Raw genomic sequence first — 25260 nt, 5'->3', positions numbered from 1 at the left:
AGTGCTCCAGTCCGGGCGTGGCTTCTACCGCCCCGGCCTGAGTTGGGATTCTTCGTGGAAATCGGCCAGTTTCAGCAATGTCTCCAGCGCCGCCTGCCGGGTTTCCTCGACCGAGTCGCCCTGTTCGCCGAAGCATTCGGCCGCCACGTCCAGCAGCGCCGTCACCACCGCGGCGTCGGGGTAGGGGACGTCGACGAGCACCGTCCCGTCGCCGGCCGCCTCCCCTTCCGCTTCCGCGAGGTGGAGGCGGAGCAGCCGCCGAGTCTCCTCGGCCACGGCGACCCCCAACACGGCAGCACGCTCGAATCGCTCAGAAGCACTCACGTCACCCTCCAGTCGCACTGGTGTTCGGGAGTAACAGTAGGCGGCGGCACCGACAGAATCCCCTTGCCCGTCGGGGATCCCGCGCAATATGTCATGAGATGACTAGACTTCGGGCGGTGGAAGAGCTGATCGTCAGCATTGAAGGTCTCGCCGTCGAACTCGGTGGCAATCCGGTGTTGCGGGGGATGGACCTGAGCGTCGCCCCGGGCGAGATCGTGGCCGTGGTCGGTCCGAACGGTTGCGGCAAGTCGACGCTCCTGCGCTGCCTCGCCGGGCTGCAACCCGTCTCCTCGGGCGAGATCCGGGTGTTCGGGCAGCCGCCGGCCGACAACGCCGCCTTCTGGCGGCGCGTGGCGCTGCTGGGCGACGAGCCCGCCTGGTACCCGGGGCTGACCGCCCGCGAACACCTGGAGCTGATGGGAGCCGTGCACACACGCCCCCGGATGGGCGTGGAGGCGGCGCTGGAGGTGTTCTCCCTGGTGGAACGGGCCGACGCCGCCCCGCTGAACCTGTCGACCGGCCAGCGCCAGCGGCTCTCCCTGGCCTGCGCCCTCCTGCGGCCGAGCACGCTGTTGCTGCTCGACGAACCGGAACGCGGGCTCGACGCCGGCTTCCGCGCCCGCCTGTCGGGCCTGCTCGCGGAGTACACCGCCGAGGGCGGCACCGTGATCACGGCCACGCACGACCAGGACCTGGCCACCCACGCCCGCCGGATCGCCCCATCGGGCGTCCCCGCATGAGCCTTCGCATGAGGCGCAGAAACCCAGCGCATGACCGAGCTTGCCGAGGTCATCATGAATGGACAGCGTCTCTCGGAGGCCAGGCGTGACCGGAATTGAAGGCAGTGTGCGGCCGGTACGGGCGTACCTCCGCTCCCGTGGCCGCACCCGGGCGAGCCTGCTCGACCGGTACGTCTCCGGCTTCGGGCTGGCGATGCTCGCAGCCGTGCTGGGCCAGCCGTTCTCCACCGTGATCTCCGGGCTGGCCGGGCCGGTCGAGCCGGGCCGCATGGGTGCGGGGGCCGCGTTGCTCGCGTTGGCGCTGGCCGGCTTCCTGGCCGCCGCCCGCGCCGCGGGGCCGGTGATGGTGCCCGGTTCCGACGCCTCCTGGCTGGTCCTGTCGCCGCTGAACCGGCGCGGCCTGCTCGGGCGTACCGGACGGGTGCTCCTCATGGTCGCGGTCGTGGCGGGCGTGCTGCTGGGGGTTGGGCTGGTGGCGGCGCTCGGCGCGCCCGACCAGCTCGTGTGGCGGCTGCTCGGCGCGCTGGCGCTGGGTGTGTCGGCGAGCGTGGGCGGGATGGCGCTGGCGGTGGTCGGCCAGGCGTCCCAGTCGTGGCAGGTCTGGTTGACGGCCGCGATGGTGGCGCTGCTGGTGCTGGCGGTGGTGTTCGTGACGGGCCAGGCGCGTACGGTGCTGGCCATCGCCGCCGCCGCGCCTCTGACGACGGTGGCCGCCGCCGCATCCGGCGCCGTGCTGGCCTCCGCCCTGCTGGTACGGCAGGCGTGGACGTCGCTGGACCGCATCCCCGCCCATGCCCTCCTGAAAAGCTCCACCCGGGCCGGACACCTGGCCACGGCGACCGTGGGGCTCGATCCCAGCGTGCTGACCTGGGTCGTCGAGGACAACCACTGGAGAGCCAGGACGCTCACGTCGCGGCCGTGGCCTTCGCTGCCCGCGCCTCTCGCGCAGGCCTGGCAGGACTGGCGCCGCGCGGGGCGGCGGCCGGGACGTCTGGCGGTCGTGTTCGGGTCGGCCGCGTTGCCGGCCGTCCTGGCGCAGGCGGGCGGGTCTCCCGTGCAGTTGGGGTTCGCGGTGCTGGTGGGGGCGCTGGCCGTGGCGGTCGCGAACGCCTCCGGGGCGCGCAGGGATCAGGACAACCCGGCGCTGGCGCGGCTGCTCGGAGTGGGCCACCGACCGGCGCTGGCGGCCCGCGCGGTGCTCCCCGCCGTGCTGAGCGGCGCCTGGGCGGCCACGGCCCTGGCCGCCCTGATCCTGACGGGCGCTCTTGCCGCGGGGTCTGGATTGTGGTGGTTGTTCGGGCCGCTGGTCGCTCCGGCGCTGACCGCCGCCGCGTTGCGGATGGCCAGGCGGGACCCGATCGACCATGCGATGCCGGTCATCGACACGCCCGGCGGCGCGATCCCGACCGGCCCGTTGCTCTGGGCGGCCACCGGTGTGGATCTGGCCCTGATCGGGTGTCTGCCGGCCGGGTTGGCGCTGGCGACCCAGCCGGGTGATCTCGGCCCGTATCTGGTGGCCCAGGCGGTGTCCGGTCTGGCGGTCCTGGCCGCCTACATCGTGCGCGCGCGTCCGGGCAAGGCCGGGTAGGGCCGCGCCACGTACACGCCGCTGGGCACGCCCCCGTACGGAATCGAGCGGTCCTTGCGCATTCCGGCCCGCTCGGCCACCTTCCGCGAGCGCTCGTTGGCATCGCCGATGACCGCCACGACGGTCCGGCCGAGCCCTTCCCCGACGTGCAGGGCGGCCTGCGCGAGTTCCAGCGCGTACCCGTGTCCCCACGCCGAGGGACGGAACCGGTAGTACAGGTTGAGCACCTCGTCCCGTTCGACGATCGCGCGCCGCAGCCCGCCGAAGCCGATCACCCGCGACTCGCCCGTCTGCCGCGCGGCCCAGTAGCCGAGCCCGCGTTCGGCCCAGTCGGCCAGCCACAGGTCCAGCATGGCGCGGCTCGATTCCAGGTCAGGGGAAGGACCGGCGGGGTTGTGGACGCTCGTGCGCGGGTCGGAGTGAATCTCGTGGACGGCGATGAGATCATCAGCGGTGACCCGAGATAGCACCATTCGCGCCGTCTGCACCACTTCCATGCTTTCAGGGTAATCGCCAGCATCGGTAGGCAAACGGTATCGATTGGTGGGTATATCGAAGATCCACCCCGCGTCGCGGCTCAGGCCCGAAGAGCCGGCCGGAGCCGCCGCGGCGTCACTTCTTCTTGTCGGTGCCCGAATCGGTGGACAGCGCGGCGACGAAGGCCTCCTGGGGCACCTCCACCCGCCCCACCATCTTCATCCGCTTCTTGCCTTCCTTCTGCTTCTCCAGCAGTTTGCGCTTACGCGAGATGTCACCGCCGTAACACTTGGCCAGGACGTCCTTGCGGATGGCCCGGATGTTCTCGCGGGCGATGACCCGCGCCCCGATGGCGGCCTGGATCGGCACCTCGAACTGCTGCCGCGGGATCAGCTCGCGCAGCTTCTTGGCCATGTCGACGCCGTAGGTGTAGGCCTTGTCCTTGTGGACGATGGCGCTGAAGGCGTCGACGGCCTCCCCCTGCAGCAGGATGTCGACCTTGACGAGGTCGGCCTCCTGCTCCCCCGCGGGCTCGTAGTCGAGCGAGGCGTAACCGCGGGTGCGCGACTTGAGCTGGTCGAAGAAGTCGAAGATGATCTCGCCGAGCGGCAGCGTGTAGCGGATCTCGACCCGGTCCTCCGACAGGTAGTCCATGCCGAGGAGCTGACCGCGGCGCCCCTGGCAGATCTCCATGATCGCCCCGATGAACTCGGCCGGCGCCAGGATCGTGGACTTGGTCACCGGCTCGAAGACCTGCGCGATCTTGCCGCCTGCCGGGAACTCCGACGGGTTGGTGACCGTGAACTCGGTGCCGTCCTCCATGACGACCCGGTAGACCACATTGGGCGCGGTGGAGATCAGCGACAGCCCGAACTCGCGCTCCAGCCGCTCGCGCACGATCTCCATGTGCAGCAGCCCGAGGAAGCCGACCCGGAAGCCGAAGCCGAGCGCGGCCGAGGTCTCCGGCTCGTAGACCAGCGCGGCGTCGTTGAGCTGCAGCTTGTCGAGGGCCTCGCGCAGCTCCGGGTACTCGTCTCCGTCGATCGGGTAGAGCCCCGAGAACACCATCGGCTTCGGGTGCTCGTAACCGGCCAGCATCTGACCGGCGGGCCTGACCGCGGAGGTGACCGTGTCACCTACGCGCGACTGGCGCACGTCCTTGACGCCGGTGATCAGGTAGCCCACCTCGCCGACGCCCAGCCCCAGCTCGGACACCTTGGGCTCGGGCGAGATGACACCGATCTCCAGCGTCTCGTGGGTGGCGTCGGTCGACATCATCCTGATGCGCTCGCGCTTGCCCAGGTGGCCGTCCACGACCCTGACGTAGGTGACCACGCCGCGGTAGGTGTCGTAGACCGAGTCGAAGATCAGCGCACGGGCGGCCGCGTCGGCCACGCCCACGGGCGCGGGCACGCTGGCCACCACGTGGTCGAGCAGCTCGCGTACGCCCTCGCCGGTCTTGCCCGACACCTTGAGCACGTCGGAGGGGTCGCAGCCGATCAGCCCCGCCAGCTCGACGGCGAACTTCTCCGGCTGCGCCGCCGGCAGGTCGATCTTGTTGAGGACGGGGATGATGTGCAGGTCGGCGCTCATGGCCAGGTAGAGGTTGGCCAGCGTCTGCGCCTCGATGCCCTGGGCGGCGTCGACGAGCAGGATCGCGCCCTCGCACGCCTGCAGCGACCTGGACACCTCGTAGGTGAAGTCGACGTGCCCGGGGGTGTCGATCATGTTGAGCACGTGGCCGTCCCACGGCAGCCGCACGGCCTGCGACTTGATCGTGATGCCGCGTTCGCGCTCGATGTCCATCCTGTCGAGGTACTGAGCACGCATGGAACGTTCGTCGACCACGCCGGTGATCTGCAGCATCCGGTCGGCAAGGGTCGACTTGCCATGGTCGATGTGCGCGATGATGCAGAAGTTGCGGATCAACGCGGGGTCGGTCTGGCCAGGCTGAGTGCGCACCGAAGTCCGTTTCGACAGGGTTGAGGTCGAGCAGTCTTTCATGGTGACATGCCCGGGTGATTGCCCGGACCGTCATCCGCCGCGGCCTGCGCCTGCTCGCGCTTGCCTTGGCCATCGTGGTGGCGCTGGTCGGCCTGCTCGCCGCCGCGCTCCGCCTTCAGTTTACCGGTGCCCCGGCCGCCTGGGCGAAGAGCACGGGCAACGATGCCTTGTGGCTCGGCCATGCCTGGGTGGACGGCCGCCGTACCGAGCGTGACGTCGAGCAGCTCGCGGTGCGGCTGCGCGCCACGGGCGTCAAGGACGTGTACGTGCACTCCGGCCCCTTCGACTGGGACGGCCGATTAAATCCCGCCAAATACCCCAACGCCGGAAATTTCGTGAAGTGGATGCGGAAGCATCTCCCTGCCATCCGCATCTCCGCCTGGCTCGGCCAGTCCGTCGACAACGCCCTCGACCTCGACGACCCCCGCTCCCGCGCGAACGTCCTGTCCGGCGTGGCCGCGATCATGCGGCAGGGCTACGACGGCATCCACTACAACTTCGAGCCCATCGGCGACGGCGACACGGAGTTCCTGGACCTCCTCGAACGAACCAGGCAGCACACGAGACTGCTGTCCACCTCCACCCCGCAGATCGAGCCCTACCCGGGCCTGCGCCTGGCCGCCAGGGCCGTCCTGGCGCATGACAAGTACTGGTCGCAGGGCTACTTCACGCAGGTCGTCGACCGCGTCGACCAGGTCGCGATCATGACGTACGACTCCTTCACCCCGCTGCAGTCGATCTACGGCGGCCACGTCGCCCGCCAGGCCAGGCTGGCCCTGGACCTGGTCCCGGACGCCAAGGCCCTCTACATCGGCGCCCCCGCCTACCACGATCACGGCGTACCCTGGGCCGACGCCGCCGAGAGCGTCGCGATGGCGGCCGAGGGAACCCGGCTGGCCCTGTCGGACCACGGCCGCCGCGAACGATTCGGCCTGGCCCTCTACGTGGACTTCGCCGCCACGGAGGAGGACTGGCGCGAGTACACCACCCGGTGGCTAAGGTGAATCCCTGCTGTCGGAGCGTTGATTTGAGTGCCCGCCTGGATTATTGGTAACCTGTACAACTGCGTGTGGCGCGCCCTCTCTCGAGCCCGCGCGCCCCGTCCATCACCTTTGACTTTCACCGAGGCTTCTTCGTGGCGAACATCAAGTCCCAGATCAAGCGCAACAAGCAGAACGAGAAGGCTCGTCTGCGCAACAAGGCGGTCAAGTCCTCTCTGAAGACGGCCGTCCGCAAGTTCCGCGAGGCCGCCGAGCAGGGCGACGTCGAGCAGGCCACGACGCTGCAGCGGGTTGCCGCCCGCCAGCTCGACAAGGCCGTCTCCAAGGGCGTCATCCACAAGAACCAGGCTGCCAACCGCAAGTCCGCGATCGCCAAGCAGGTCGCGGCGCTGGCCGCCAAGTAAGACCGGCGACCCCGGCAGCGAAATGCCGCACCCTCTATGGGGGTGCGGCTTTCTCGTTTTGCGCACCCTTTTGTCACGATTTCGATATCACACCGCCGTATCGGGTGCGTCACCGTTGCAGAGATCGCCTTGCCCTCCGTCTCCGCTCTGCCTGAAGGTGCACTAAACAGGCAAGGGGGCGCATATGCGGGGGCCGTTGGTCGTCAAGAGGGCGTTCAGCGAACCGCTGCTCCTCCTGGCGGCGTTCGGCTCCATCCTGCTGGCCACGACCACGCTCGTCGCGCTGACCATGTACGCCTCCTCGATCGCCGACGCGGGCGTGCGCAGGACGATGGAGACGGCCTCCTACCGCCAGACCGCCGCCACGATCAGCGCGCCCGTGACGGCCGAGACGTTCCCCCGCTTCGACCAGTCGATACGCGCCGAGCTCACCAGGGCCTACGCCGCCCCGCCCGCCGTCACCGTCAGCTTCCGCTCCGACTCCTTCGCCATGCCGGGCCAGGAGGACGAGGAGCGGCCCGAACTGCTCAGGTTCGGCAGCTATGACGGGCTCGACCGGCACGCCAGGCTCGTCTCGGGCCGGTGGCCGAAGACCGGCGGCGACCGCGTGGAGACCGCGATCTCGCTGTCGGCCGCCTCGGCCACGGGGTTCAAGGCGGGCCAGGAGTTCACCACGAAGGGCCGACTCGATCCGCGCCCCGTCCAGGTCCGCGTCGTCGGCGTCTTCCAGCTCGACGACCCGTTCGGCGAGCGGTGGACCGACGAGCACCTGCTCAGCCGGGGCGTGGAGCGCGGCGAGTTCACCACGTACGGGCCGCTCATGGTGGCCCGCGAGACGTTCGTGGGCCGCTTCGCGACCAGCGTCAACGCGACCTGGACCGCCGTTCCCGACCTGCGCGCGCTGACGCCGGAGCGGCTGCGCCCGCTGGCCGGCGCGGTCGACCAGGTGGGCGAGCGGCTCAAGGCCGCCGGGTGCACGAGCTGCGTGACCGCCGGCCACCTGCCCGAGATCCTCACCCAGCTCGACACCGCCTCCCTGGTCGCCCGCTCCACGATGCTGATCCCGGTGCTGCAACTGCTGTTGCTGGCCGCGTACGCGCTGATGCTCACCGCGCGGCTGCTGGCCGACCACCGCCGCATGGAGGTGGCGCTGCTGCGCTCGCGGGGCGCGGGCACGGCTCGGCTGGCGGCGCTGGCCGGGGGCGAGGCGCTGCTGGTGGCGATCCCGTGCGCGGTGGCGGCGCCGTTCCTGGGGCCGCCGCTGCTCGCCCTGATCAACCAGATCCCCTGGATCAGGGCCTCGGGGGTGCGGCTGGCGCCCTCGGCCGACCTCGGCTCCTTCCTCGTGTCGTTCGGCGTGGCCCTGGCCTCGGCCGTCCTGCTGGTGTTGCCGGCTCTGGCGGGCGCGCGGCGTACCTATGTGGAGGAGCAGTCGGCGCGCGGCCGGGGCGGCGGGCGCGGGCTGATGGAACGGGCGGGCGCGGACCTGGCGCTGCTGGTCGTGGCCGGGCTGGCGATCTGGCAGCTCCAGCGCTACGGCGCGCCCGTGACGGCCACGGCAGGGGGCGGGCTGGGCATCGACCCGCTGATCATCTCCGGCCCCGCGCTGGCGTTGCTCACGGGCGGCATGCTGGGGCTGCGGCTGGTGCCGCGCGTCTCGAAGCTGGCCGAGCGGGTGACGTCCGGACGTCCCACGCTCGCCCCCGCGCTCGGCGCCTGGCAGGTGAGCAGGCGGCCGCTCAGGTACGCCGGGCCCGCGCTGCTGCTGACCATGGCGATCGCGATCGGCATCGTGTCCATGGCGACCGCGTCCACCTGGCGGGCCTCCCAGCTCGACCAGGCCCGCCACCAGGCGGGCGCGGATCTGCGGCTGTCGGGGCCGCCTGACGGGCCCGAGCTGGGGGCGTTCGGGCGCGGGAGCGCGTTCACCGCGCTGCCCGGCGTCACGGCGGCCTCCCCCGGCTTCCGCGGGCAGATGGAGGTGGGCGGTGAGAACGCGATGCTGCTCGCCATGGACGCCGGCAAGCTCGGCGAGCTGTTCCACCTGCGTCCCGACCTGTCGGCGCAGCCGCTCGCGCGGCTGTCGCGCGCTCTGCCCGGAGGGCAGGCGGGCCAGGTGGAGCTGCCCGGCCAGCCGGCGACGCTGACCGTGGGGGTGCGGGTGGACGCCGAGCTGCCGTTGCGGGTGGTGCTGTCCGACGCGCTCGGGGTGTGGCGCGAGGTGTCGCTCGGCGTGCTTCGGCCTGGCGCCCACGAGGTCGACCTCGACCTGCGCGCGCTGGCCGGGCGGAACGGGACGATCACCTACCCGCTGTCGCTGCGCGGCCTCGTCGCGGGCTCGCCGCAGGAAAGGGCACGTGTGGAGGTGACCGCTCTGCGCGCCGACGGCCGGCAGGTCGCGGCGCCGCCACCCGCCGTGCCGGCTCTCGCGCCGCTGCCCGTGGTGCTCACCGCGGACCTGTCGGCCGCGCTCAAACTGGACACGGGACAAACCGGGCGGGTCGGGATCGACGGCCGGGTCCTCGAGGTCACGGTGGTGGGCGTCGTCGACACCATGCCGACGACCGCCGCCGGGCAGCGCGCCGTACTCGTCGATTGGGGGACGCTGCAGGCCCACGAGCTGGCCGAGGCGCGACCGCCCAGGCCTGCCACGGAGTGGTGGCTGGCCTCGGCCGACACCGCGCCCGCGATCCGGCAACTCGCGAACCACCCCGAATGGGACGTCACCGCGCTCGACCGGCGGGAGCTGGAGACCAGACTGCAGGACGACCCGCTGGCCAGCGGGCTGCAGGGGGCGCTGATGCTGGGGTTCCTGGCGGCGCTGGTGTTCGCGGCGCTCGGGTTCCTGGTGAACGCGGCGGTCGCGGCGCGCGAGCGGAAGGGCGAGTTCGCGATCCTGCGGGCGCTCGGCGTGAGCTCCCGGCAGGTGCTGGGGCTGCTGGCGGTCGAGCAGGCGTTCGTCATCGGCCTGTCGCTGGCGGCGGGAACCGGGCTCGCCGTGGTCGTCGGCGTGCTGGTGGTGCCGCACATCGTCCTGACCGGGCAGGCGTCGGCGGTCACGCCTGGCGTGCTGCTGGACATCCCGTGGGCGGCCACCGCGGCGATGCTGGCGGCGGTGGCCGCGGTGCTGTTCGCCATCGTGGCCGGGCTGGCGCGCACCACGCGCGGGCAGATCGTGGAGGAACGATGAGGGTCGCCCTGCTCGCCCGCGTGCACCTGGGCACGGTGGCCGTGCTTTTCGCGCTCACGCTGGTCGCCTGCCTGCTGGTCGCCGGGCTGCCCAGGGCGATGCAGGGGGCGTTCGACGACGCGCTGCGCCGCTCCCTCGCGACGGCCTCCGCCGCGCAGGCCGACCTGACCGTGACCGTGACGTCGAGCTCGCGCGAGCAGGACCTGCGCGAACGCAGCCAGTTCGACTCCCTCGACCACCAGTGGCGGCGCATCACGCCTGCGGCGCTGCGCTCGGTGATCGCGAGCACCAGCCAAATGAGCGCCAAGACCTCCCTGACGCCGGTGACCGGGACCGGCGGCAAGCAGTATGTGAACCTCGGCTGGCTGTCCGACGCCGACCGGCGCGTGGACTGGGTGCGAGGGCGGGCTCCCGGCGACCCCGGCACGACGCGCTACAAGGGGCAGACGATCCCGCTGCTGGAGGTCGGCGTCGTCGAGGAGGCCCTGAGCGAGATGGGCCTGCGGATCGGGCAGACCACGACGCTCGGCGAGAGCGGCCACGCCGCCGTGAAGATCGTCGGCACGTTCAAGGCCAAGGATCCTGGCGACCGCTATTGGCAGCGCAATGCCGACATCCTGCACGTCAGACGCATACTGCCGCAGGGCGCACTCGACTTCGAACGCCACATCACCACCCTGACGTCCGACGCCGGGCTGAGCGCGATCAGCGGCGAGGGGCGCAACCTGTCCTACCACTGGATCCTGCCGATCGCCGCCGGGTCCGCGAACGCGCAGGCCGCGCCCGCCGTCAAGACGGCGATCACCGACTTCGGACGGGTCGCGGCGGTCCAGCGCACGCGCGGCGTCCTGCAGACCGGGCTGACCAAGCTGCTCGACGACTTCCTCGCCGCCCTCGCCTCCGCGCAGACCGTCATGTACCTGGTGCTGGGCGGGCTGCTGGCGGTGGCGCTCGGCGTGATCGTGCTGACGACGCGGCTGCTGACCGACCGCATGGACCACACCCTCGCCCTGGCGCGAGCGCGCGGCGGGTCGCTGCGGCAGGTGGCGGGCGCGGCGGCGGCCCTGACGGCGCTCGCGGTGGCGCCCTCGGCCGTGGCGGGGTACGCGCTGTCGTTCCTGGTGCCCGGCCCCGTGCTGCCGATCGTGCACGTCGGGCCGGTGCTCGTGGTGGTCGCCGGCGTCGGCTTCGCCGCCGCGCGGACGGCGCTCGCCCATCGCACGCCGCTGCACGAGCGCCGCGACGACGTGGCCTCGGCCCGGCCAACGGCGCGGCGGATCACGCTGGAGGCGCTGGTCATCGTGCTGGCGCTGGCGGGGGCCTACCTGCTGCGGGCCCGCGGCCTCGACGCCGCCGCGGGGCAGGATCCGTTCCTGCTGCTGGTGCCCGTCGCGCTCACGCTCGCCGCCGCGCTGATCACCCTGCGCTGCTATCCGTACCCGTTGCGGCTGTTCGTCCGGCTGGCCGCGCGCGGGCGGGCGGCCGTACCGTTCCTGGGGCTGACCAGGGCGGCCAGGGCGCGCTCCGCGAACGTGCTGCCGGTGCTGATCCTGCTGCCCGCGCTGGGCGTGTCGGTGTTCGCCGCGGTGATCTCCGACGGCATCGCCGGCACGCAGCGGCTGGCGTCCTGGCAGCAGGTCGGGGCGCCGGTCAAGGTGACGTCGGAGGCCGAGATCCCCGCCGCCGCCATCGCGCGGGTCCGCGCGATGGCGGGCGTGGAGCAGGTGGTGCCCGCGCAGACCGGCCGGGTCCAGGTCGGCTACAGCTCCGAACGGGCCGAGGCCGTCGCCGTGGACGTGGCGCAGTGGCGGCGGGTCCTGGCCGGCGCCCCCGTCGGCCTGCCCGCCCTGCCGGACGGCACCGCGCTGGTCTCCCCCGAACTGCGGGGGCGCGGGACGATCGACGTCGGCTGGCAGTCGCGGATGAAACTCGGCACCCAGGGCGTGATCGAGTCGGTGCCCGGCTTCCACGACAAGGGCAAGTTCATGATCGTGCCGCTGAGCGCGCTGGTGCGGCCGGCCGTGAACGTCCTGCTGATCAAGGGGGACGTCTCGCTCGACACACTGGCCCGGCTGCTGCCCTCGGCCACGCTGGAGTCGCAGGAGGGGGCGCTGGCCGCCATCCGCGACGACCCGCTCACCAGCACGGTCCGTTGGACGCTGCTCGTGGTGACCGTGGCCCTGGCCGGGTACGCGCTGGTCGCCGTCGTGCTGTCGCTGGTGATCGGGGCGGCCGACCGGGCCGTGGCGGTGTCGTACCTGCGTACCCTCGGGCTGTCGGACCGGCAGGCGCAGCGGCTGACCGTACTGGAGATCCTTCCCATGATCCTCGTCACCGCCCTGGTCGGGCTCGGGCTGGGCCTCGGCCTGCCGTCGGCGCTCGGGCCCGGCGTGGACCTGTCCTCCTACGCCGGCGACCTGCCCGTCGGCGACTACTCCCTCGATCTCCTCACGCCGAGCGCGCTGGCGGCCGGGCTGAGCGCCGCCGCCGTGCTCGGCGCGTACGCGCACACCGCCATCAGCCGCCGTCGCGGCCTCGGCGCCGTCCTCCGAGTGGGTGACCTGTCATGAACCCGACCCTGTCCGAGCTGGAAGCCGACGCCACGCGGGAGAAGGCCGCGTTCGGGGGTGACGCGCACATCGTGTGCGACAACCTCGTCCGCATCTACAAGACCGAGGGCGTCGAGGTCGTCGCCCTGCAGGGGCTGGACCTGGTGATCGACAAGGGCGAGCTGGTCGCCATCGTCGGGGCTTCGGGGTCCGGCAAGTCGACGCTGCTCAACGTGCTGTCGGGGCTGGACGTGCCGACCGCGGGCGTGGCCAGAGTGGCGGGCATGGACCTGCTGTCGATGAGCGCCCGCGACCGGCTGCGGTACCGGCGCTCCGTGGTGGGCTTCATCTGGCAGCAGACCGCGCGCAACCTGCTGCCGTACCTGACCGCCAAGGAGAACGTCGAGTTGCCGGCGAAGCTGGCGGGCGGTCGGCGGCGGGGGCAGGGGCGGTCGGTGGAACTGCTGGAGCTGCTCGGGGTCGGCCACTGCGCCAACCACAAGGTTTCCGAAATGTCGGGCGGGGAGCAGCAGCGGGTGGCCATCGCCGTCGCCCTCGCCAACGCCCCGCAACTCATCCTCGCCGACGAGCCGACCGGCGAACTGGACAGCGAGACGTCGGAGCAGGTGTTCGACGCGCTGCGCAAGGCCAACAGGGAACTGGGGGTGACCGTGGTCATCGTGACACACGACCCGCTGGTGTCGGAGCAGGTGGACCGGACCGTCGGCATCCGCGACGGGCGCACCAGCAGCGAGACCCTGCGGCGAGAGGACCCAGAGGGGCAGATCATCGCCGAGGAGTACGCCGTCCTCGACCGCGTGGGACGCCTGCAACTGCCCCGCGACTTCATGAACACCCTGCGGATGGAGCGGCGGGTGCGGCTCGAACTCGAGTCCGACCACATCGGGGTGTGGCCCGCCAGAGAGGAGCCATCGGATGACTGACTCGCCCCTGGTCGAGGTGGACGGGCTGCGCAAGGTCTACAGAAACGGGGCCAAGGAGGTCGTGGCGCTGCGGGACGTGTCGTTCTCCGTGCGTCCCGGTGAACTGGTCGCCATCAGGGGCCGGTCGGGCTCGGGCAAGACCACCCTGCTCAACCAGATCGGCGGCCTGGACCGTCCGGACGCGGGGCGCGTCGTCGTGGCCGGGCACGAGGTCACGGCCATGTCGGAGGACGACCTGCTGTCACTGCGCAGGGACGTGGTCGGGTTCGTGTTCCAGTCGTTCGGACTGATCCCCGTGCTGTCGGCGGCCGAGAACGTGGGCGTGCCGATGCGCCTGCTGCGGACGCCCGCCGCGGACCGGGAGGCGCGGGCACGGATGCTGCTCGCGCTCGTGGGGCTGGAACAGCAGGCCAACCAGCGGCCTTACGAACTGTCCGGAGGGCAGCGGCAGCGGGTGGCGATCGCCCGCGCCCTGGCGAACCGGCCCCGGCTGGTCGTGGCGGATGAGCCGACGGGGCAACTCGACTCGCAGACCGGGCGGCAGATCATGGAGCTGTTGCGGGCGCTCGTGCGGAGTGAAGGGGTCACCGTGCTGGTGACGACGCATGATCCTGGGTTGATCACGTTGGCGGATCGGGTGCTGGAGATCAGCGATGGGGCCGTACGGGAGGCGGCGCTGACATAACACCGCGGGTCCGCCGGGAAGACGTCCTTGAGACCGCACCTCTGCCCCACCCAAAGGAAATCCCTCACCGCCCGCACCCTCCAAGCGAAACACTCCACCGTCCGGCAGAGGCACCTCGGCTCAATCCCCGGCACTCACCCCAAGCCCAAACGCCCCCAAAAATCGCAAAAGCTCCGTCCCATTTCGGTTCGACCGATTCGGTGGTCTGCTGGCGGGGAGGGAGAACGTGAGAAAAGCGACATACGGCTTGAGCCGAGGAGGCGAGCCAAGATGTCCCATGCGCCCCACTATCAGATGCCGGGGCCCCATCAACCAGCATCCGCCTGGGTGGTGGGATTGGCCTACTTCGCCGGAAGCATCATGGTGCTGGTCGGCGTGTTCAGCGTAGTCGCGGGGATCGCCGCCATCTTCAAGAGCAACGTCTATGTCTTCCGCGGAAACTACATCTTCATGTGGAACGTGACCGGATGGGGCTGGGTCCACCTCATCCTCGGCATCCTCGTCTTCCTGGCCGGTCTGGCCGTCTTCTCCGGCCAGCCGTGGGCACGCGCGATCGGCATCGTCCTCGCCGTACTGAGCGCCATCGTGAACTTCATGTTCCTGCCGTACTACCCGATCTGGACCGTGCTGATCATCCTGCTGGACGTCATGATCATCTGCGCCCTGACGATGTACAACCGCGAGGCCGCAGGCTCCAGACGTCCCCCAGTGACATAGAGATCCCGAACGCCCGCGAAAGGAGGGACCGTCAACACTTCAACCAGGACTTTCACCACGGATCCGGGACCTCGATCTGACTCCCCCGCGCACGCCATCCCACAACGCCCAGCCACCCCGCCGAGGCCGTTCCACTAAGGCGGGCCCGGCAAATGCAGCAGACCCGGCAGCGCCCGCACTACCGCAGCCGCCCGACCTGACCCGGCGGCAGCCCGGCCTGGCCCGCGTCCAAAGCCGGCCGCAGCCCCATCAGCGCCCTGTGCGGCTGGCCACGATGACCTGAACCGTGTGCTCCAGCGCGTACGCGGGGTCGGCTCCCCCACCCTTGACCTGCTCATCCGCGCTGGCCACGGCCTGAATCGCCCTCGAAAGCCCTTCCGGCCCCCACCCGTTCAACTGCCGCTTCACCCGATCGACCTTCCACGGCGGCATGCCCACGTGGCTCGCCAACTGCCCGCCCCGGAGGTTACGCGGCGCGCTGCCGACCTTGGCCAGTGACCGCAGCCCACCGGCCAGCGCGCTCACCAGCAGCACGGGAGCGACCCCCGTGCCGAGCGCCCACCGCAACTGCTCCAGTGCCTCGGCCAGCCGCCCCTCGACGGCGGAGTCCGCCACGTTGAACCCGGTGACCTCAGCCCGCCCCTTGTGATAGCGGGCCACGGCTGCCGCGTTGACCGTCTTGTCCTCGGTGTCGAAGACGAGTTGGTTGCAGGCCGCTGCCAACTCCCGCAGGTCGTTCCCCACGGCGTCGAGCAACGCCTGCGCCGCGTCACCCGAGATGTTCCGGCCGGCGCGCTTGAACTCCCCCTTGATGAAGTCGAGCCGTTCCCCAGCCTTGGTGACCTTGTTGACCGTGACCACCTTGGCCCCGGCCTTCTTCACCCCGTCGACCAGCGCCTTGCCCTTCACCCCACCCGGATGCGCCAGCACGAGCACGGTGTCGTCGGACGGCTGCTTGGCATAGGTCACGACCTCGGCGATCACGTCTTTCACCAGGTCCTGCGCCGACCGGATCACCACCACGGACCGGTCGCCGAAGAGCGAGGGCGAGGTCATCTGCGTCAACTCACCGACCGCGACCTTGCCCCCGACCAGGTCATGCACCTCAGCCTGTGGATCGGCCGCCCGCGCCGCCGCGACGACACCACTCACCGTCCGCTCAACCAGCAATTCCTCATCGCCGACGACCAAGGTCACGAGTGCTGGATCGGTTCCCGCCATGTCAGGCAGCATGCCATGCGCCACCGACAACCCGGTACTCAACGAACCATCACCCCGGATCGTTGAGGCCCCCTCCTTCCTGGCAACTCTTGGCCTCGGTCCCAGCCATGCATGCTGGACCGACAGCGTCCGGAGGGACGTGCCACGCGGGCCGGAGGCTTTGCCCACCGATAGCAGGACACGAAGATTATTGGTGCATTTCCTGCCACCGCATCCTCTTGACCTAACACACCGCCACCATCGAAAGGGGATAAAGCGGGACAGGGCCGTTGTTCTTACCGTCCTACACCCGGAACGAAGTGACGGGCCGGCCATCCGTTCGTCAGGTCACGCTGAAGGCGAGCGCATCGGGGAGGGCCGCGAAGACCGACCGCAGCTCGGCCACGAGACCCGCGTGGGTCAGCGCGCCGGGCTTGGCCATCCAGGCCCGTAGCGCGGCGTGGAACGACGCGATCACCAGATCCAGCGCCAGCCTCGGGCGCGGGTCAGCAGGGTCCGTGCCCAGCCTGCGCTGCAGGGTCGCCTCGATGGCCGCGCTGGTGTGGTCGCAGTACTGAAGCCCGTACGCGGCGATCGACGGCGTGCGCTCGGCCAGCTTCCGGCTCTGTCGTACGCGGGCCACCCAGGCTCCGCCGTCGTCCATCCGGGCGAGCGCCGCGAGCAACGCCTCCTGCAGTACTTCCAGGACGGGTACGCCGCCGAACGGCAGGTGCTCGACGTCGTCCCGCAGACCGTTCCACAGAGCCTCCAGGGGAGCGGAGGCGACCTGCTCCTTGCTGGCGAAATTCCGGAAGAAGGTGCGCTTGGAGACCTCGACGGCTTCGCACAACTCGTCAAGGGTCACCTCGTCAAAGCCGCGCTCGGTGAAGAGCACGAGGGCCGTCTCGACCAGCGCGGCCCTGGTCCTGAGCTTCTTACGCTCCCGCAGCGAGAGCGTTCCCGGCGCGGAGGTGGAAGAAAGGTCAGCAGTCATCGCTCCCAGTGTAACTGGAACGCAGATGCCCCCAATAGGCTTATGCTCCTGAGTGGCACTTTGAGTGGATGTCTGAGGAGAGGATCACACCATGCGCGCCCTGATCGTTGATCGTTCCGTCTCCGGTGGCCTGCGGGTGGGGGAGGTACCCGAACCCGTGCCCGCCCCCAACCAGGCGCTGGTCCGGGTCACGGCCACCTCGCTCAACTACGGCGAGGTCAAGCACGGCATCGAGACGGCCGCGGAGGGGACGGTGCTCGGCTGGGATGCCGCCGGAGTCGTCGTCCAGGCGGCGGCGGACGGGTCAGGACCGGCCGTGGGCACCCCCGTCGTGACCCTCGAGGAGAACGGCGGTTGGGCCGAGGTCCGCGCCGTGCGCACCGACTGGATCGGCGTGGCACCCGAGCGCGCGGAGCCGAGCGCGATCAGCACCATCCCGGTCGCGGCCGGCACCGCGCTGCGTGTGCTCCACCGGATTGGGCCCATTCTGGGGCGCAGGATCCTCGTGACCGGCGCCACCGGCGGCGTCGGGCGCTACGCCGTCCAACTCGCCCGACTCGGCGGCGCACATGTGATCGCCTCCACCGGCGACCCCGCCAAGTATGGCGAGGCGTTGCGCGCTCTGGGCGCCCATGAGGTGGTGTCCGGTCCTGCGCAAGCGGGCGGCGGCCTCGACGGCGTGCTCGACATGGTGGGCGGCCCGCAACTCGTGGAGGCATTCGATCAGCTCGGCGAGGGGGGCACGCTGGTGGCAGTCGGGCACTCCTCGGGTGACGGCGAGAGCTTCCCGTTCGGGGCCATGTTCAGCGGACCAGGACGTGACGACCGCTCGATCGTCACGTTCATGCTGCTGTTCTGCGACGGCCTGGGCCGAGATTTGACCTGGCTGGCCCAGCAGGTCGCGGACGGTGTGCTGAGCCCTCAGATCACTTGGCGTGGCAGCTGGAACGACGTGTCCGAGGCGGTGAGCGCCCTCGTCGAACGCCGCCTGCACGGCAAAGCGGTACTCGACCTCACCTGACGGCCCTGCCGGTCTCAGGAGCCGCCTCCCAACAGGTCAGCTCTACGTGATGCGGTCGGCGCCGATCGAAGCAGGTCACGAATGGAGTTGCCCCGGTTCGATGGACCCATCGCGGCTTGTGGCTACGCGGCAGCGTAGTCGGGATCTTGAGCTTTCCTGGATGTGAAGCGGCGTTCGTATTCAGCTGGGCTGAGCTGGCTCGTGGCAACACATCTACCTTGTGGCGGCTTACGGTCAACGGCCAAGTGTGTTGGTGGGTCTGGCCCACTTTTACATGGCCACGGACACTTACCGCACCCACACAAGCGGAGAGCCTGATGCGCACCAGCGTCGCTCGTGGCCAACGCTCGTCCACAGCCACAATCGTCTCCGCGTTCCCCACCCCAGGAGCGTTACGGTCCGCGTGAAACGATCGCCATTCCTCCTTCGCCTTCCACAACCGCCAGATCTCCGGCCTGGTCCGTGCGGTAGATGTCGAGCCCGAGCCGGCGGAGAAGGGAGAGCGTCGACAGGGCCGGGTGGCCGTAGTCGTTGTCGGCGCCCACGCTGATCAGCGCCGCGCGTGCCCCGAGGGACGACAGGAAGGCCGGAGACTGCCTGTTCGAGCCGTGGTGTGGGGTCTTGAGGATGTCGGCCCGTATGGGGATCTGGCGCAGGAGGTCCTCTTGCGCCTCCGTTTCCAGGTCGCCGCTGAGGAGGGCCGAGCCGGCGCGCCAGCGTACGTGGAGGACCACGCTGGAGTTGTTGATCGCGCTGCCCTCCCCGTGCCCGTTCAGTTCGCTCTGGGCGGGGTCGGGAGCGAGCACGGTCAGTTCTGACGGGCCGAATCTCCAGCGGGTGCCGGGTTGCGCCGTCCATTCGGGTATCCGTCGTTGCGCCAGGTTGGCCGAAATGTGGGCGGCGGAGCCGGCTCCGGTTCGCTGCGGGCTGACGAGCACGGCTCCGACGCGTCGGTTCCTGAAGACTCCCGGAAGGCCGCCCACATGGTCGGCGTGCGGGTGAGTGAGGATGAGCAGGGGGACGTCGTCGACGCCGATTCTGCGTAGGCACCTGTCCATGGCTACGGGATCGGGCCCCGTGTCCACCACGACGCCGCTGCCCGGTCCTGCCGCGACGACGAGGCCGTCTCCCTGACCCACGTCGCACATCACCATCAACCACCCCTTGGGCGGCCATGGGCCGGCGATCGGTCGCACGACCAGTACCGCCACCAGGGCGGCACCGGCCGCCGTCATGGCCAGCGCTCGCCAGGCACGACGTCGCAGGATCGGAACCGCGATGGCCACCGTGAGGGCGAGCAGGCCGAGGCCCGGAAGGCCGCCTGGCCATGGCACGGTGGCGAACGGGAGGTTGACGGCCCAGCGGGCGACCATGATGATCCACCCGACGGCGTAACCGGCCGGGACGACCAGCAGGCGCGCGGCATCCGGCCACAGGGGCGCCACCAGAGCCGCTCCGAAGCCGAGCAGGGTCGCGGGGGCCACCGCCGGTGCCACGAGCAGGTTGGCGATCAGCGCGATGGGGGTGAGCTGGCCGGACATCAACACCAGCACCGGGGTCACGGCCACCTGCGCTGCGGCCGGCACGGCGACCGCCTCCGCCATCCAGCGCGGGAGTTTGGCGCGGCGGGTCTTCTGGGCTTGAGGCGCGACTTGATCGAGCCCATCCCGTTCACCACAGTTGCCACGATCTGGATGGCCTGCCGTTTGGGGGTGAACGACCGTCTCTGATGCGTTGTTCTGGTCTCGCGTTGCCGACAGCTTGTCGCGCCAGCGTGGAGCCAGGATGAGGATGCCTGCGGTGGCGGTGACCGAAAGGGCGAAACCGTAGGAGCGGGCCAACTCGGGGACGAACAACACCAGGAAGAGGACGGTCGCCGACAGAGCGGCGAGGCCGTCCTTGGCACGGCCTGTTCCCAAGGCTATGGCGGCGGCCAAACCCATGAGGAGGGCTCGCAGGACGCTCGGGGATGGGCGGGCGACCACGGCGAACGCGAGCATCGCGATGGCGGCGAAGCAGGCCCTCAAGGGCAGGGAGAGGCCGAACAGGCGGGAGAGTGCGAGCGCTGCGCCTGCGACTATCGCCAGGTTCGCGCCGCTAACAGCGTTCAAGTGGCTCAGGCCGGCTTCCTTGAGGTCGGCAGAGACCTGGGGGTCCATGTGTGACACGTCGCCCACCACCAAGCCCGGAAGGAGGCCGCGTTGGTCGGGAGGGAGAGTGCTGGCGGCAGTACGGAGGCCTGATCTGATGGTGCCTGCTGCTTCTTGGAGGTCGGACGGGGGTGTGAGGACTCGTGGCGGGCCTCGCACCAGAAGGAGGGCTGCCACGAGGTCGCCCGGGGTTGGTTTCGCCAGGCGGCCGGTTACTTCGAGGCGTTGGCTCGGGAGAAGGGCACCCCAGCTACGACCGTTGGCGAACACGGTGACGGGGACGTTGACGGATTGGCGGTTGTTGGGCGTCTGGATGGTTGTGAGGGTGGCTGGGGTCACGTAGCTGTCTTGGTCGAAGTGGCGACCTCTGCTGGGGCGGCGTTTGGGATCGTCGGTAAGGACGATCTGGGCGGTGATGTGGGCGTTCTTTTCGGCCAACTCGGCTACTGGACCAGTGGTCAGGGCGTGAACGCGGAAGGCCACCGAGGCTGAGGCGGCAGAGGCGCAGATGAGCGTGGCCACGGCGATATTGCGCCACCTGGTGGGTTTGGGCGGGCGATGGCGTTGGGCGTGAGAGCTCTTCGTGGTGCGACCGACAGTCGTGCGTGTGCGCCAGGCCAGGACTGAGGCGGCGAGGGCTGCTGAAACGGCGACCAGCATGCCTACCGGAGCGGGGCAGATGAACAGGGTAAGGGCGCTGGCCCAGGCGGCAACGGCCGGAAGGATAAGAGGCCAGGCGTAGTCTCGCCGCTCGTTGTCCTGGCTTGAGTCCCAGGCCAGATCGGCATGCGGGTGCGGGCTCGGGCTCGGGTCCAGACCTGGGCTCGAGTGCAGATCCGGGACCGAGCCCTGGTGCGGGTGCGGGACGGGAGCCGAGCGCGGGTCCGGGTCCGGGCACGGGTGTAGGTGTGAGTCCGGGTGCGAACGCAGATCCGGATCCGGGTGCGGGTGTGAGTCCCGGTCCGGGCTCGGGTGTGGGTGTGGGCTCAAGGTCGGGGCTGGGTTTGGTTGCAGGTTTGGGGTTGGGAGCGGGCGTGGGGATGGGTGTGCTCGGGGCGGGTTGGTGGGTTGCATGTCAGATGCGGACTCTTGATTTGATCTCGTCGAACTTTCGTGGGCCTATGCCGCTTACCTCCCGGAGTTGGTCGATGGTGGTGAAGCCGCCGTGGGTGGTTCGGTACTCGGCTATGCGTGCTGCGAGGACCTCCCCCACACCGGGAAGTTGTTCGAGCTCGGTGGTTGTGGCGGAGTTCAGGTCGATGATCGCGGTGGCTGGGTCTGCGGCGGGCGAGCCCGGAGGGGCTGGTGCGGGGGTGGTTCCCACGACGATCTGTTCGCCGTCGATCAGGCGTCTGGCGAGGTTGAGAGAGCCGGTGGATGCGCCGCGTGACACACCTCCGGCCGCTGTTACGGCGTCTGTGACTCGGGCGCCCGAGGGGAGGAGGTAGACACCTGGTTTGCGGATCTTTCCTGCCACATGGACGGTCACTTTGGTGGTGGGAGATGGGGTTGAGGTCGGGGTCGGAATCTGGGTGGGAGTTGGAGGCAAGGGGTGAGGGGTGGGTTGGGAACGCCAGGCGAAGAAGGCTGCGACGGCTATGGCGAGCGCGCCTACCGCAAGGATGACGCGGAGGCCGGGCTTGCCGGGATCGAGGGCTTTGGCAAGGGATGGTGACGCCTGGTGGGAGGTGAGGGCCTTGCGGAATGCCTGGAAGGTGGGTGGAACGGGAGCTGGACCGGCGGATACGGGGAGCTCGGTGGATGCGGCAAATCCGGTGCGGTCGGTGTAGCCAGCGGATCCGCCGGTGGTTCCGCCGTAGCCCCCGTAGTCAGTGGTTCCGCCAGAGCCCGTAGTTCCGCCATGGCCAGTGGATCCGCCGTAACCGGTGGAGGTGGGGACGGCGGCGGGTCCTGGGGCAAGGGGCATGGACTCGTCTGGAGGGGAAGGTACGGGCGGCTCCGGGTGGCGGGATACGGGCGGTTCCAAAGGGGAGGGGATGGCCGGTTCCTGGTCGCGTGTGACTGAGACTCGGCTGGGTGCAGTAGAGGCGTGGCCGGGGGCAGAGAAGGAGTGATGGGGTGTAGCGGGGTCAACGTGGGGTGGTGTGAGGGCTGGGCCGGGTGACGTGGAGGTGTTGTCGGTGAGGGGTGGCAGGGCGGGGGTGAGGGGGTTGCGGGTCGGGTCGTCTTCGAGGTGGAGGTGAGTGGTAGGCGTCGGGGATGCGTTGTTGGTGTTCGGTGCGAGGTTGAAAGGGCTGTGGAGGCTCTCGCGGAGGGCGACAGGGTTGTTGATGCCAACGTCAGGCCGGCCGAGGAGTCGACGGGGTCGCCGGACAGGGATGGTGGTGAGCCTTCGTAGGCGGGACTGCGCTATGGCTCGCTCTGCCGTTGGATCGGGGGTTCGCACGTCAGCGAACGTAGGGCTTCGGCTGGTGTCCGAAGCGTTCCGAGTGAGGTTCTGTGGACGGAGGCGGGTGGAAGGTAAGCCGCTGTGGATAACTTCGGGGCGAGCGGACCGCTTATGGAGAGCGGGCTTGGTTCGGATGCCTGGCGGTGCCTCGGGTTGCCCCGGGTTCGGCCCTCTATCCGCCGAGGTGGCCCCGGTGCATCGCCGCATTGGGACGGCGCTGTCGTCAGCGTTCGCATTGACGGCCAAAGAAGCTCATCGATTCTCCGCGTTCCGGGCTTGACCTTGCCCCAGGGTCAAGCTCCGACGATGGTCCGCATGAACAACAACGCACGGCACACCGTCGAAGCACAGATCCGCGAGCAGGCCACCGCCTACTGCGAGTCCAACAACGTCCCCGGGTTCGTCGCCGGCGTCTACCACGCCGGAGAGCAGACCGTCGTCGCCTACGGCACCGCGAACGTCGCCACCGGCGCGCCGATGCTGGAAGACACCGGATTCCTCTTCGGCTCCGTCACCAAGGTCCTGACCACCACGCTGGTCCTGCGGCAGGTCGACCGTGGACTGCTGGACCTCGACACGCCGGTGGTGAAGTACCTTCCCGACTTCGCCCTGACCGCACCGGGCGCGGCGGACAAGATCCTGGTCCGGCACCTGATCGGCCACACCAACGGCATCGACGCGGACCTGTACTTCCCCGACGACAAGGGCCGCGACGCCCTGAAGACCTACGTCCACGGCCTCGCGAACGAGTGCGGCACCCTGTTCGAACCCGGCGAGCAGCTCAGCTACTCCAACGGCGGCATGATCGTCGCGGGCCGTCTGCTGGAAGTGGTGACCGGCACGCCCTTCCACGACCTGCTGGCACGCGAGATCTACGCCCCTGTCGGCATGAAGGACTCCAGCACCTCCGCCGAGCAGGCCATCCTGCGCAGCACGGCGATCGGCCATTTCCTGGACCCCGAGACCATGGCGGCCAAGCCCACGAACATGTTCACGCTGCCCGACACCTGGGGACCGGCCGGCGGCACGCCGATCGGGACCATCGCCGACCTGCTCGCCTTCGGACGCACCCACCTCGCGGGCGGTGTCTCCCCCTCCGGCACGCGCGTTCTGTCGGCCGAGTCGACCGCCCTGATGCAGCAGGTCTCGTACGACATGGAGAGCCCGAACACCCCGCCGGTCGGCCTGGGCTGGGTGCTGTACCCGTTCGGCGACACGACCGTCCTGGCCATGTCGGGTGCTTCACCCGGCGGTGTCTCCCTCCTGTGCGTCCTCCCCGAGCACGACCTGGTCTTCGCCGCCTACGGCAACAACCCGGGGGCCATCATGCTGCAGGACCAGTTCCTGCAATGGCTGCTGAGCGAGCACCTCGGCGTCCAGATCCCCAAGCTGGTCACAGAACTGGAGCAGGGCGTCGACCTGACCCCCTACGTGGGCACCTACCGCTCCAACCAGCTCCGCATCGACGTCAGCATCGTCGACGGCCAGCTCGAGGAGCGCACGACCTACGAACCGGCGGACGAGTCGCAGGAGCGGATCTTCACCGAGTTCGCCGGCGGCACGACCTCCGCCCCGCCGCAGCGCTACGTGCCGATCCGGCCGGGCCTCTTCGCACCCGCCGGCTACCCGCTGGAGGTGTTCGACGGGTACCTGCGGCTGCTGCTCGTCTCCTACCACGACCTCCGCGACGGCCAGGCGCGCTTCCGCAACGGCGGTGGCCGCCTGACCCGCCGGGCCTGACCGCTCCCCGCCGGAGTGGAAGGATGTCCAGCATGCTCACGATTGGCCAGCTCGCGGACTACGCCGGAGTGACCATCAAAGCCATCCGCCACTATCACGAGCGCGGTCTGCTCACCGAGCCCGGCCGCGACTCGTCCGGCTACCGGCGCTACACCGCCGAGCATGCCATCAAGCTCGTCAAGATCAGGACCCTGGCGCACGCGGGCGTGCCACTGGCCCGCGTCAAAGGCCTCCTCGACGCCGACCCGGACACGCTCACGGCAGCCATCGCCGAGATCGACCACAACCTCCAAGACCGCATCGCGCAGCTACGGCGAACCCGCGATCAACTCGCCCAGCTGCGCGGCGACGACCGGCTTTTCGTTTCCGCGGAAGTCGCCGACTATCTCGACGATCTGCGCGAACTCGGCGTCAGCGAGCGCCAGATGCACCTGGAACGCGACGGCTGGATCCTCATGCAAACAGCCTCACCCGAGGACGCCCACCTGTGGATCACCGAAAAACGCGAGCTCATGACCAGTCCTGAGTTCCGCGCCCTTTACCTCGAACATGACGCCGCTTACGACTGGTCGCCGAGCGATCCCCGCCTCCCCGCCCTCGCCGACCGTACCCGGAACTGGTTCGCCAAGCACCACAGCCGATCCGAGAGCCGCCCCGTCCACAATCCGACCATCGCGCGATTGGCCGCGCAATCCCAGCCCGGAGCCTCATCCCCGGCTTGGGACCGCCTCGCCCAACTCATGGAAGGCTGACGAGCCTCGAATTCGCGCGCTGCTGATGCTGGACCGCCAGTTCCACCGGCCCCTGGCCCGCCGCCTGTACGGCCAGGTCTTCCAGGCGGGCGATGGCGCGGGACGACGTACGGACCTTCTCCAGGCGGCCGTCCGCGATGTGGAGGAGGGGTTTGATCACGAGGAGGGAGGCCGCTGAGGCGGACTTGGTCGAGAGCGTCGACGGAGAAGACCGTCCGCGTGGTGTTCATGCAGCGGCGGGCGGCCACAGCCACCGCCTCGACGGGCGCGCCGGTGCGGGCTGCTGCCAGGACCGGGGTAGCCGAGGCCCATCGCGATCGAACGGCTGTCGATCACCTGTACCGGCACGACCACGACCCCGCCCATGGAG

20 protein-coding genes are annotated in these 25260 nt (G+C 70.0%); 12 read left to right on the top strand and 8 right to left on the bottom strand.

What is annotated here, in order from left to right; all coding sequences use genetic code 11:
- Positions 1-24 precede the first annotated feature (24 nt).
- Complete coding sequence (locus tag ACFOY2_RS00480; protein ID WP_379525865.1) at positions 25-324, bottom strand: hypothetical protein; 300 nt, start codon at positions 322-324, stop codon at positions 25-27.
- A 116-nt stretch (positions 325-440) separates the two neighbouring features.
- Between ACFOY2_RS00480 and ccmA the strand changes: the two genes are divergently transcribed.
- Both ccmA and ACFOY2_RS00470 read left to right on the top strand, forming a co-directional pair.
- Positions 441-1064, top strand: coding sequence for a heme ABC exporter ATP-binding protein CcmA (ccmA, locus tag ACFOY2_RS00475; protein ID WP_379525864.1), 624 nt, complete (start codon positions 441-443; stop codon positions 1062-1064).
- Positions 1065-1149: 85 nt separating this feature from the next.
- Positions 1150-2652: a DUF6297 family protein gene (locus tag ACFOY2_RS00470; protein ID WP_379525863.1), complete on the top strand. Its 1503-nt coding sequence runs from the start codon at positions 1150-1152 to the stop codon at positions 2650-2652.
- Here ACFOY2_RS00470 and ACFOY2_RS00465 read toward each other — a convergent pair.
- Together ACFOY2_RS00465 and lepA are read right to left on the bottom strand one after the other, a co-directional pair.
- Entirely contained in the window at positions 2616-3149 is a 534-nt protein-coding gene (locus tag ACFOY2_RS00465; protein ID WP_379525862.1) for a GNAT family N-acetyltransferase, read from the bottom strand. The genes ACFOY2_RS00470 and ACFOY2_RS00465 overlap by 37 nt on opposite strands.
- A gap of 115 nt (positions 3150-3264) precedes the next feature.
- On the bottom strand, positions 3265-5091 hold the full coding sequence (gene lepA, locus ACFOY2_RS00460; RefSeq protein WP_379525861.1) for a translation elongation factor 4: 1827 nt from the start codon (positions 5089-5091) through the stop codon (positions 3265-3267).
- Between the two features lie 56 nt (positions 5092-5147).
- Here lepA and ACFOY2_RS00455 point away from each other — a divergent pair, with 56 nt between their 5' ends.
- The 7 genes from ACFOY2_RS00455 (at position 5148) to ACFOY2_RS00425 (ending at position 14623) form a co-directional block, all read left to right on the top strand.
- Positions 5148-6137: a glycoside hydrolase family 18 protein gene (locus ACFOY2_RS00455; RefSeq protein WP_379525860.1), complete on the top strand. Its 990-nt coding sequence runs from the start codon at positions 5148-5150 to the stop codon at positions 6135-6137.
- Between the two features lie 131 nt (positions 6138-6268).
- Positions 6269-6538, top strand: coding sequence for a 30S ribosomal protein S20 (gene rpsT / locus ACFOY2_RS00450; RefSeq protein WP_357810599.1), 270 nt, complete (start codon positions 6269-6271; stop codon positions 6536-6538).
- 184 nt (positions 6539-6722) lie between these two features.
- Positions 6723-9728 carry an FtsX-like permease family protein gene (locus ACFOY2_RS00445; protein WP_379525859.1) on the top strand — a complete coding sequence of 1002 codons (3006 nt, stop codon included), beginning with the start codon at positions 6723-6725 and terminating at the stop codon, positions 9726-9728.
- Positions 9725-12298: an FtsX-like permease family protein gene (locus ACFOY2_RS00440; RefSeq protein ID WP_379525858.1), complete on the top strand. Its 2574-nt coding sequence runs from the start codon at positions 9725-9727 to the stop codon at positions 12296-12298. The genes ACFOY2_RS00445 and ACFOY2_RS00440 overlap by 4 nt, the downstream gene beginning before the upstream one ends.
- On the top strand, positions 12295-13221 hold the full coding sequence (locus ACFOY2_RS00435) for an ABC transporter ATP-binding protein (RefSeq protein WP_379525857.1): 927 nt from the start codon (positions 12295-12297) through the stop codon (positions 13219-13221). The genes ACFOY2_RS00440 and ACFOY2_RS00435 overlap by 4 nt, the downstream gene beginning before the upstream one ends.
- Complete coding sequence (locus ACFOY2_RS00430) at positions 13214-13906, top strand: ABC transporter ATP-binding protein (protein ID WP_379525856.1); 693 nt, start codon at positions 13214-13216, stop codon at positions 13904-13906. Before ACFOY2_RS00435 ends, ACFOY2_RS00430 begins: the two co-directional genes overlap by 8 nt.
- 327 nt (positions 13907-14233) lie before the next feature.
- Positions 14234-14623 carry a DUF7144 family membrane protein gene (locus ACFOY2_RS00425; RefSeq protein ID WP_379525855.1) on the top strand — a complete coding sequence of 130 codons (390 nt, stop codon included), beginning with the start codon at positions 14234-14236 and terminating at the stop codon, positions 14621-14623.
- A 249-nt stretch (positions 14624-14872) separates the two neighbouring features.
- On the opposite strand, the gene holA is transcribed toward ACFOY2_RS00425, so the two are convergent.
- Positions 14873-15844, bottom strand: a complete 972-nt coding sequence (gene holA, locus ACFOY2_RS00420) for a DNA polymerase III subunit delta (RefSeq protein ID WP_379525854.1) — start codon at positions 15842-15844, stop codon at positions 14873-14875.
- Positions 15845-16166: 322 nt separating this feature from the next.
- Positions 16167-16817, bottom strand: coding sequence for a TetR family transcriptional regulator (locus ACFOY2_RS00415; protein WP_379525853.1), 651 nt, complete (start codon positions 16815-16817; stop codon positions 16167-16169).
- Positions 16818-16908: 91 nt separating this feature from the next.
- Between ACFOY2_RS00415 and ACFOY2_RS00410 the strand changes: the two genes are divergently transcribed.
- Entirely contained in the window at positions 16909-17838 is a 930-nt protein-coding gene (locus ACFOY2_RS00410; protein WP_379525852.1) for a zinc-binding dehydrogenase, read from the top strand.
- Between the two features lie 392 nt (positions 17839-18230).
- On the opposite strand, the gene ACFOY2_RS00405 is transcribed toward ACFOY2_RS00410, so the two are convergent.
- Both ACFOY2_RS00405 and ACFOY2_RS00400 read right to left on the bottom strand, forming a co-directional pair.
- Positions 18231-20648 (bottom strand): ComEC/Rec2 family competence protein, encoded by a 2418-nt coding sequence (locus tag ACFOY2_RS00405; protein ID WP_379525851.1) that lies wholly within the window; start codon positions 20646-20648, stop codon positions 18231-18233.
- A 415-nt stretch (positions 20649-21063) separates the two neighbouring features.
- Entirely contained in the window at positions 21064-21477 is a 414-nt protein-coding gene (locus ACFOY2_RS00400; protein ID WP_379525850.1) for a helix-hairpin-helix domain-containing protein, read from the bottom strand.
- A 1236-nt stretch (positions 21478-22713) separates the two neighbouring features.
- Here ACFOY2_RS00400 and ACFOY2_RS00395 point away from each other — a divergent pair.
- Positions 22714-24138, top strand: a complete 1425-nt coding sequence (locus ACFOY2_RS00395) for a serine hydrolase domain-containing protein (RefSeq protein ID WP_379525849.1) — start codon at positions 22714-22716, stop codon at positions 24136-24138.
- Positions 24139-24161: 23 nt separating this feature from the next.
- Positions 24162-24890, top strand: a complete 729-nt coding sequence (locus ACFOY2_RS00390; protein WP_379525848.1) for a MerR family transcriptional regulator — start codon at positions 24162-24164, stop codon at positions 24888-24890.
- On the opposite strand, the gene ACFOY2_RS00385 is transcribed toward ACFOY2_RS00390, so the two are convergent.
- Positions 24877-25050: a hypothetical protein gene (locus ACFOY2_RS00385; protein ID WP_379525847.1), complete on the bottom strand. Its 174-nt coding sequence runs from the start codon at positions 25048-25050 to the stop codon at positions 24877-24879. The genes ACFOY2_RS00390 and ACFOY2_RS00385 overlap by 14 nt on opposite strands.
- Between the last annotated feature and the right edge of the window lie 210 nt (positions 25051-25260).

The organism is Nonomuraea purpurea (genome assembly GCF_042650645.1).
Lineage (GTDB): Bacteria > Actinomycetota > Actinomycetes > Streptosporangiales > Streptosporangiaceae > Nonomuraea > Nonomuraea purpurea.
This window is presented reverse-complemented; position numbering and strand designations above follow the sequence as displayed.

Excerpts from the sequence above, each read along its gene's own strand:
- ACFOY2_RS00395 (WP_379525849.1), top strand. The coding sequence starts at position 22,714 with ATGAACAACAACGCACGGCACACCGTCGAAGCACAGATCCGCGAGCAG.
- ACFOY2_RS00390 (WP_379525848.1), top strand. The coding sequence starts at position 24,162 with ATGTCCAGCATGCTCACGATTGGCCAGCTCGCGGACTACGCCGGAGTG.
- ACFOY2_RS00410 (WP_379525852.1), top strand. The coding sequence starts at position 16,909 with ATGCGCGCCCTGATCGTTGATCGTTCCGTCTCCGGTGGCCTGCGGGTG.
- ACFOY2_RS00415 (WP_379525853.1), bottom strand. The coding sequence starts at position 16,817 with ATGACTGCTGACCTTTCTTCCACCTCCGCGCCGGGAACGCTCTCGCTG.
- ACFOY2_RS00435 (WP_379525857.1), top strand. The coding sequence starts at position 12,295 with ATGAACCCGACCCTGTCCGAGCTGGAAGCCGACGCCACGCGGGAGAAG.
- ACFOY2_RS00445 (WP_379525859.1), top strand. The coding sequence starts at position 6,723 with ATGCGGGGGCCGTTGGTCGTCAAGAGGGCGTTCAGCGAACCGCTGCTC.
- ACFOY2_RS00405 (WP_379525851.1), bottom strand. The coding sequence starts at position 20,648 with ATGCTGGTCGCCGTTTCAGCAGCCCTCGCCGCCTCAGTCCTGGCCTGG.
- holA (WP_379525854.1), bottom strand. The coding sequence starts at position 15,844 with ATGGCGGGAACCGATCCAGCACTCGTGACCTTGGTCGTCGGCGATGAG.
- ACFOY2_RS00465 (WP_379525862.1), bottom strand. The coding sequence starts at position 3,149 with ATGGAAGTGGTGCAGACGGCGCGAATGGTGCTATCTCGGGTCACCGCT.
- ACFOY2_RS00430 (WP_379525856.1), top strand. The coding sequence starts at position 13,214 with ATGACTGACTCGCCCCTGGTCGAGGTGGACGGGCTGCGCAAGGTCTAC.
- ACFOY2_RS00440 (WP_379525858.1), top strand. The coding sequence starts at position 9,725 with ATGAGGGTCGCCCTGCTCGCCCGCGTGCACCTGGGCACGGTGGCCGTG.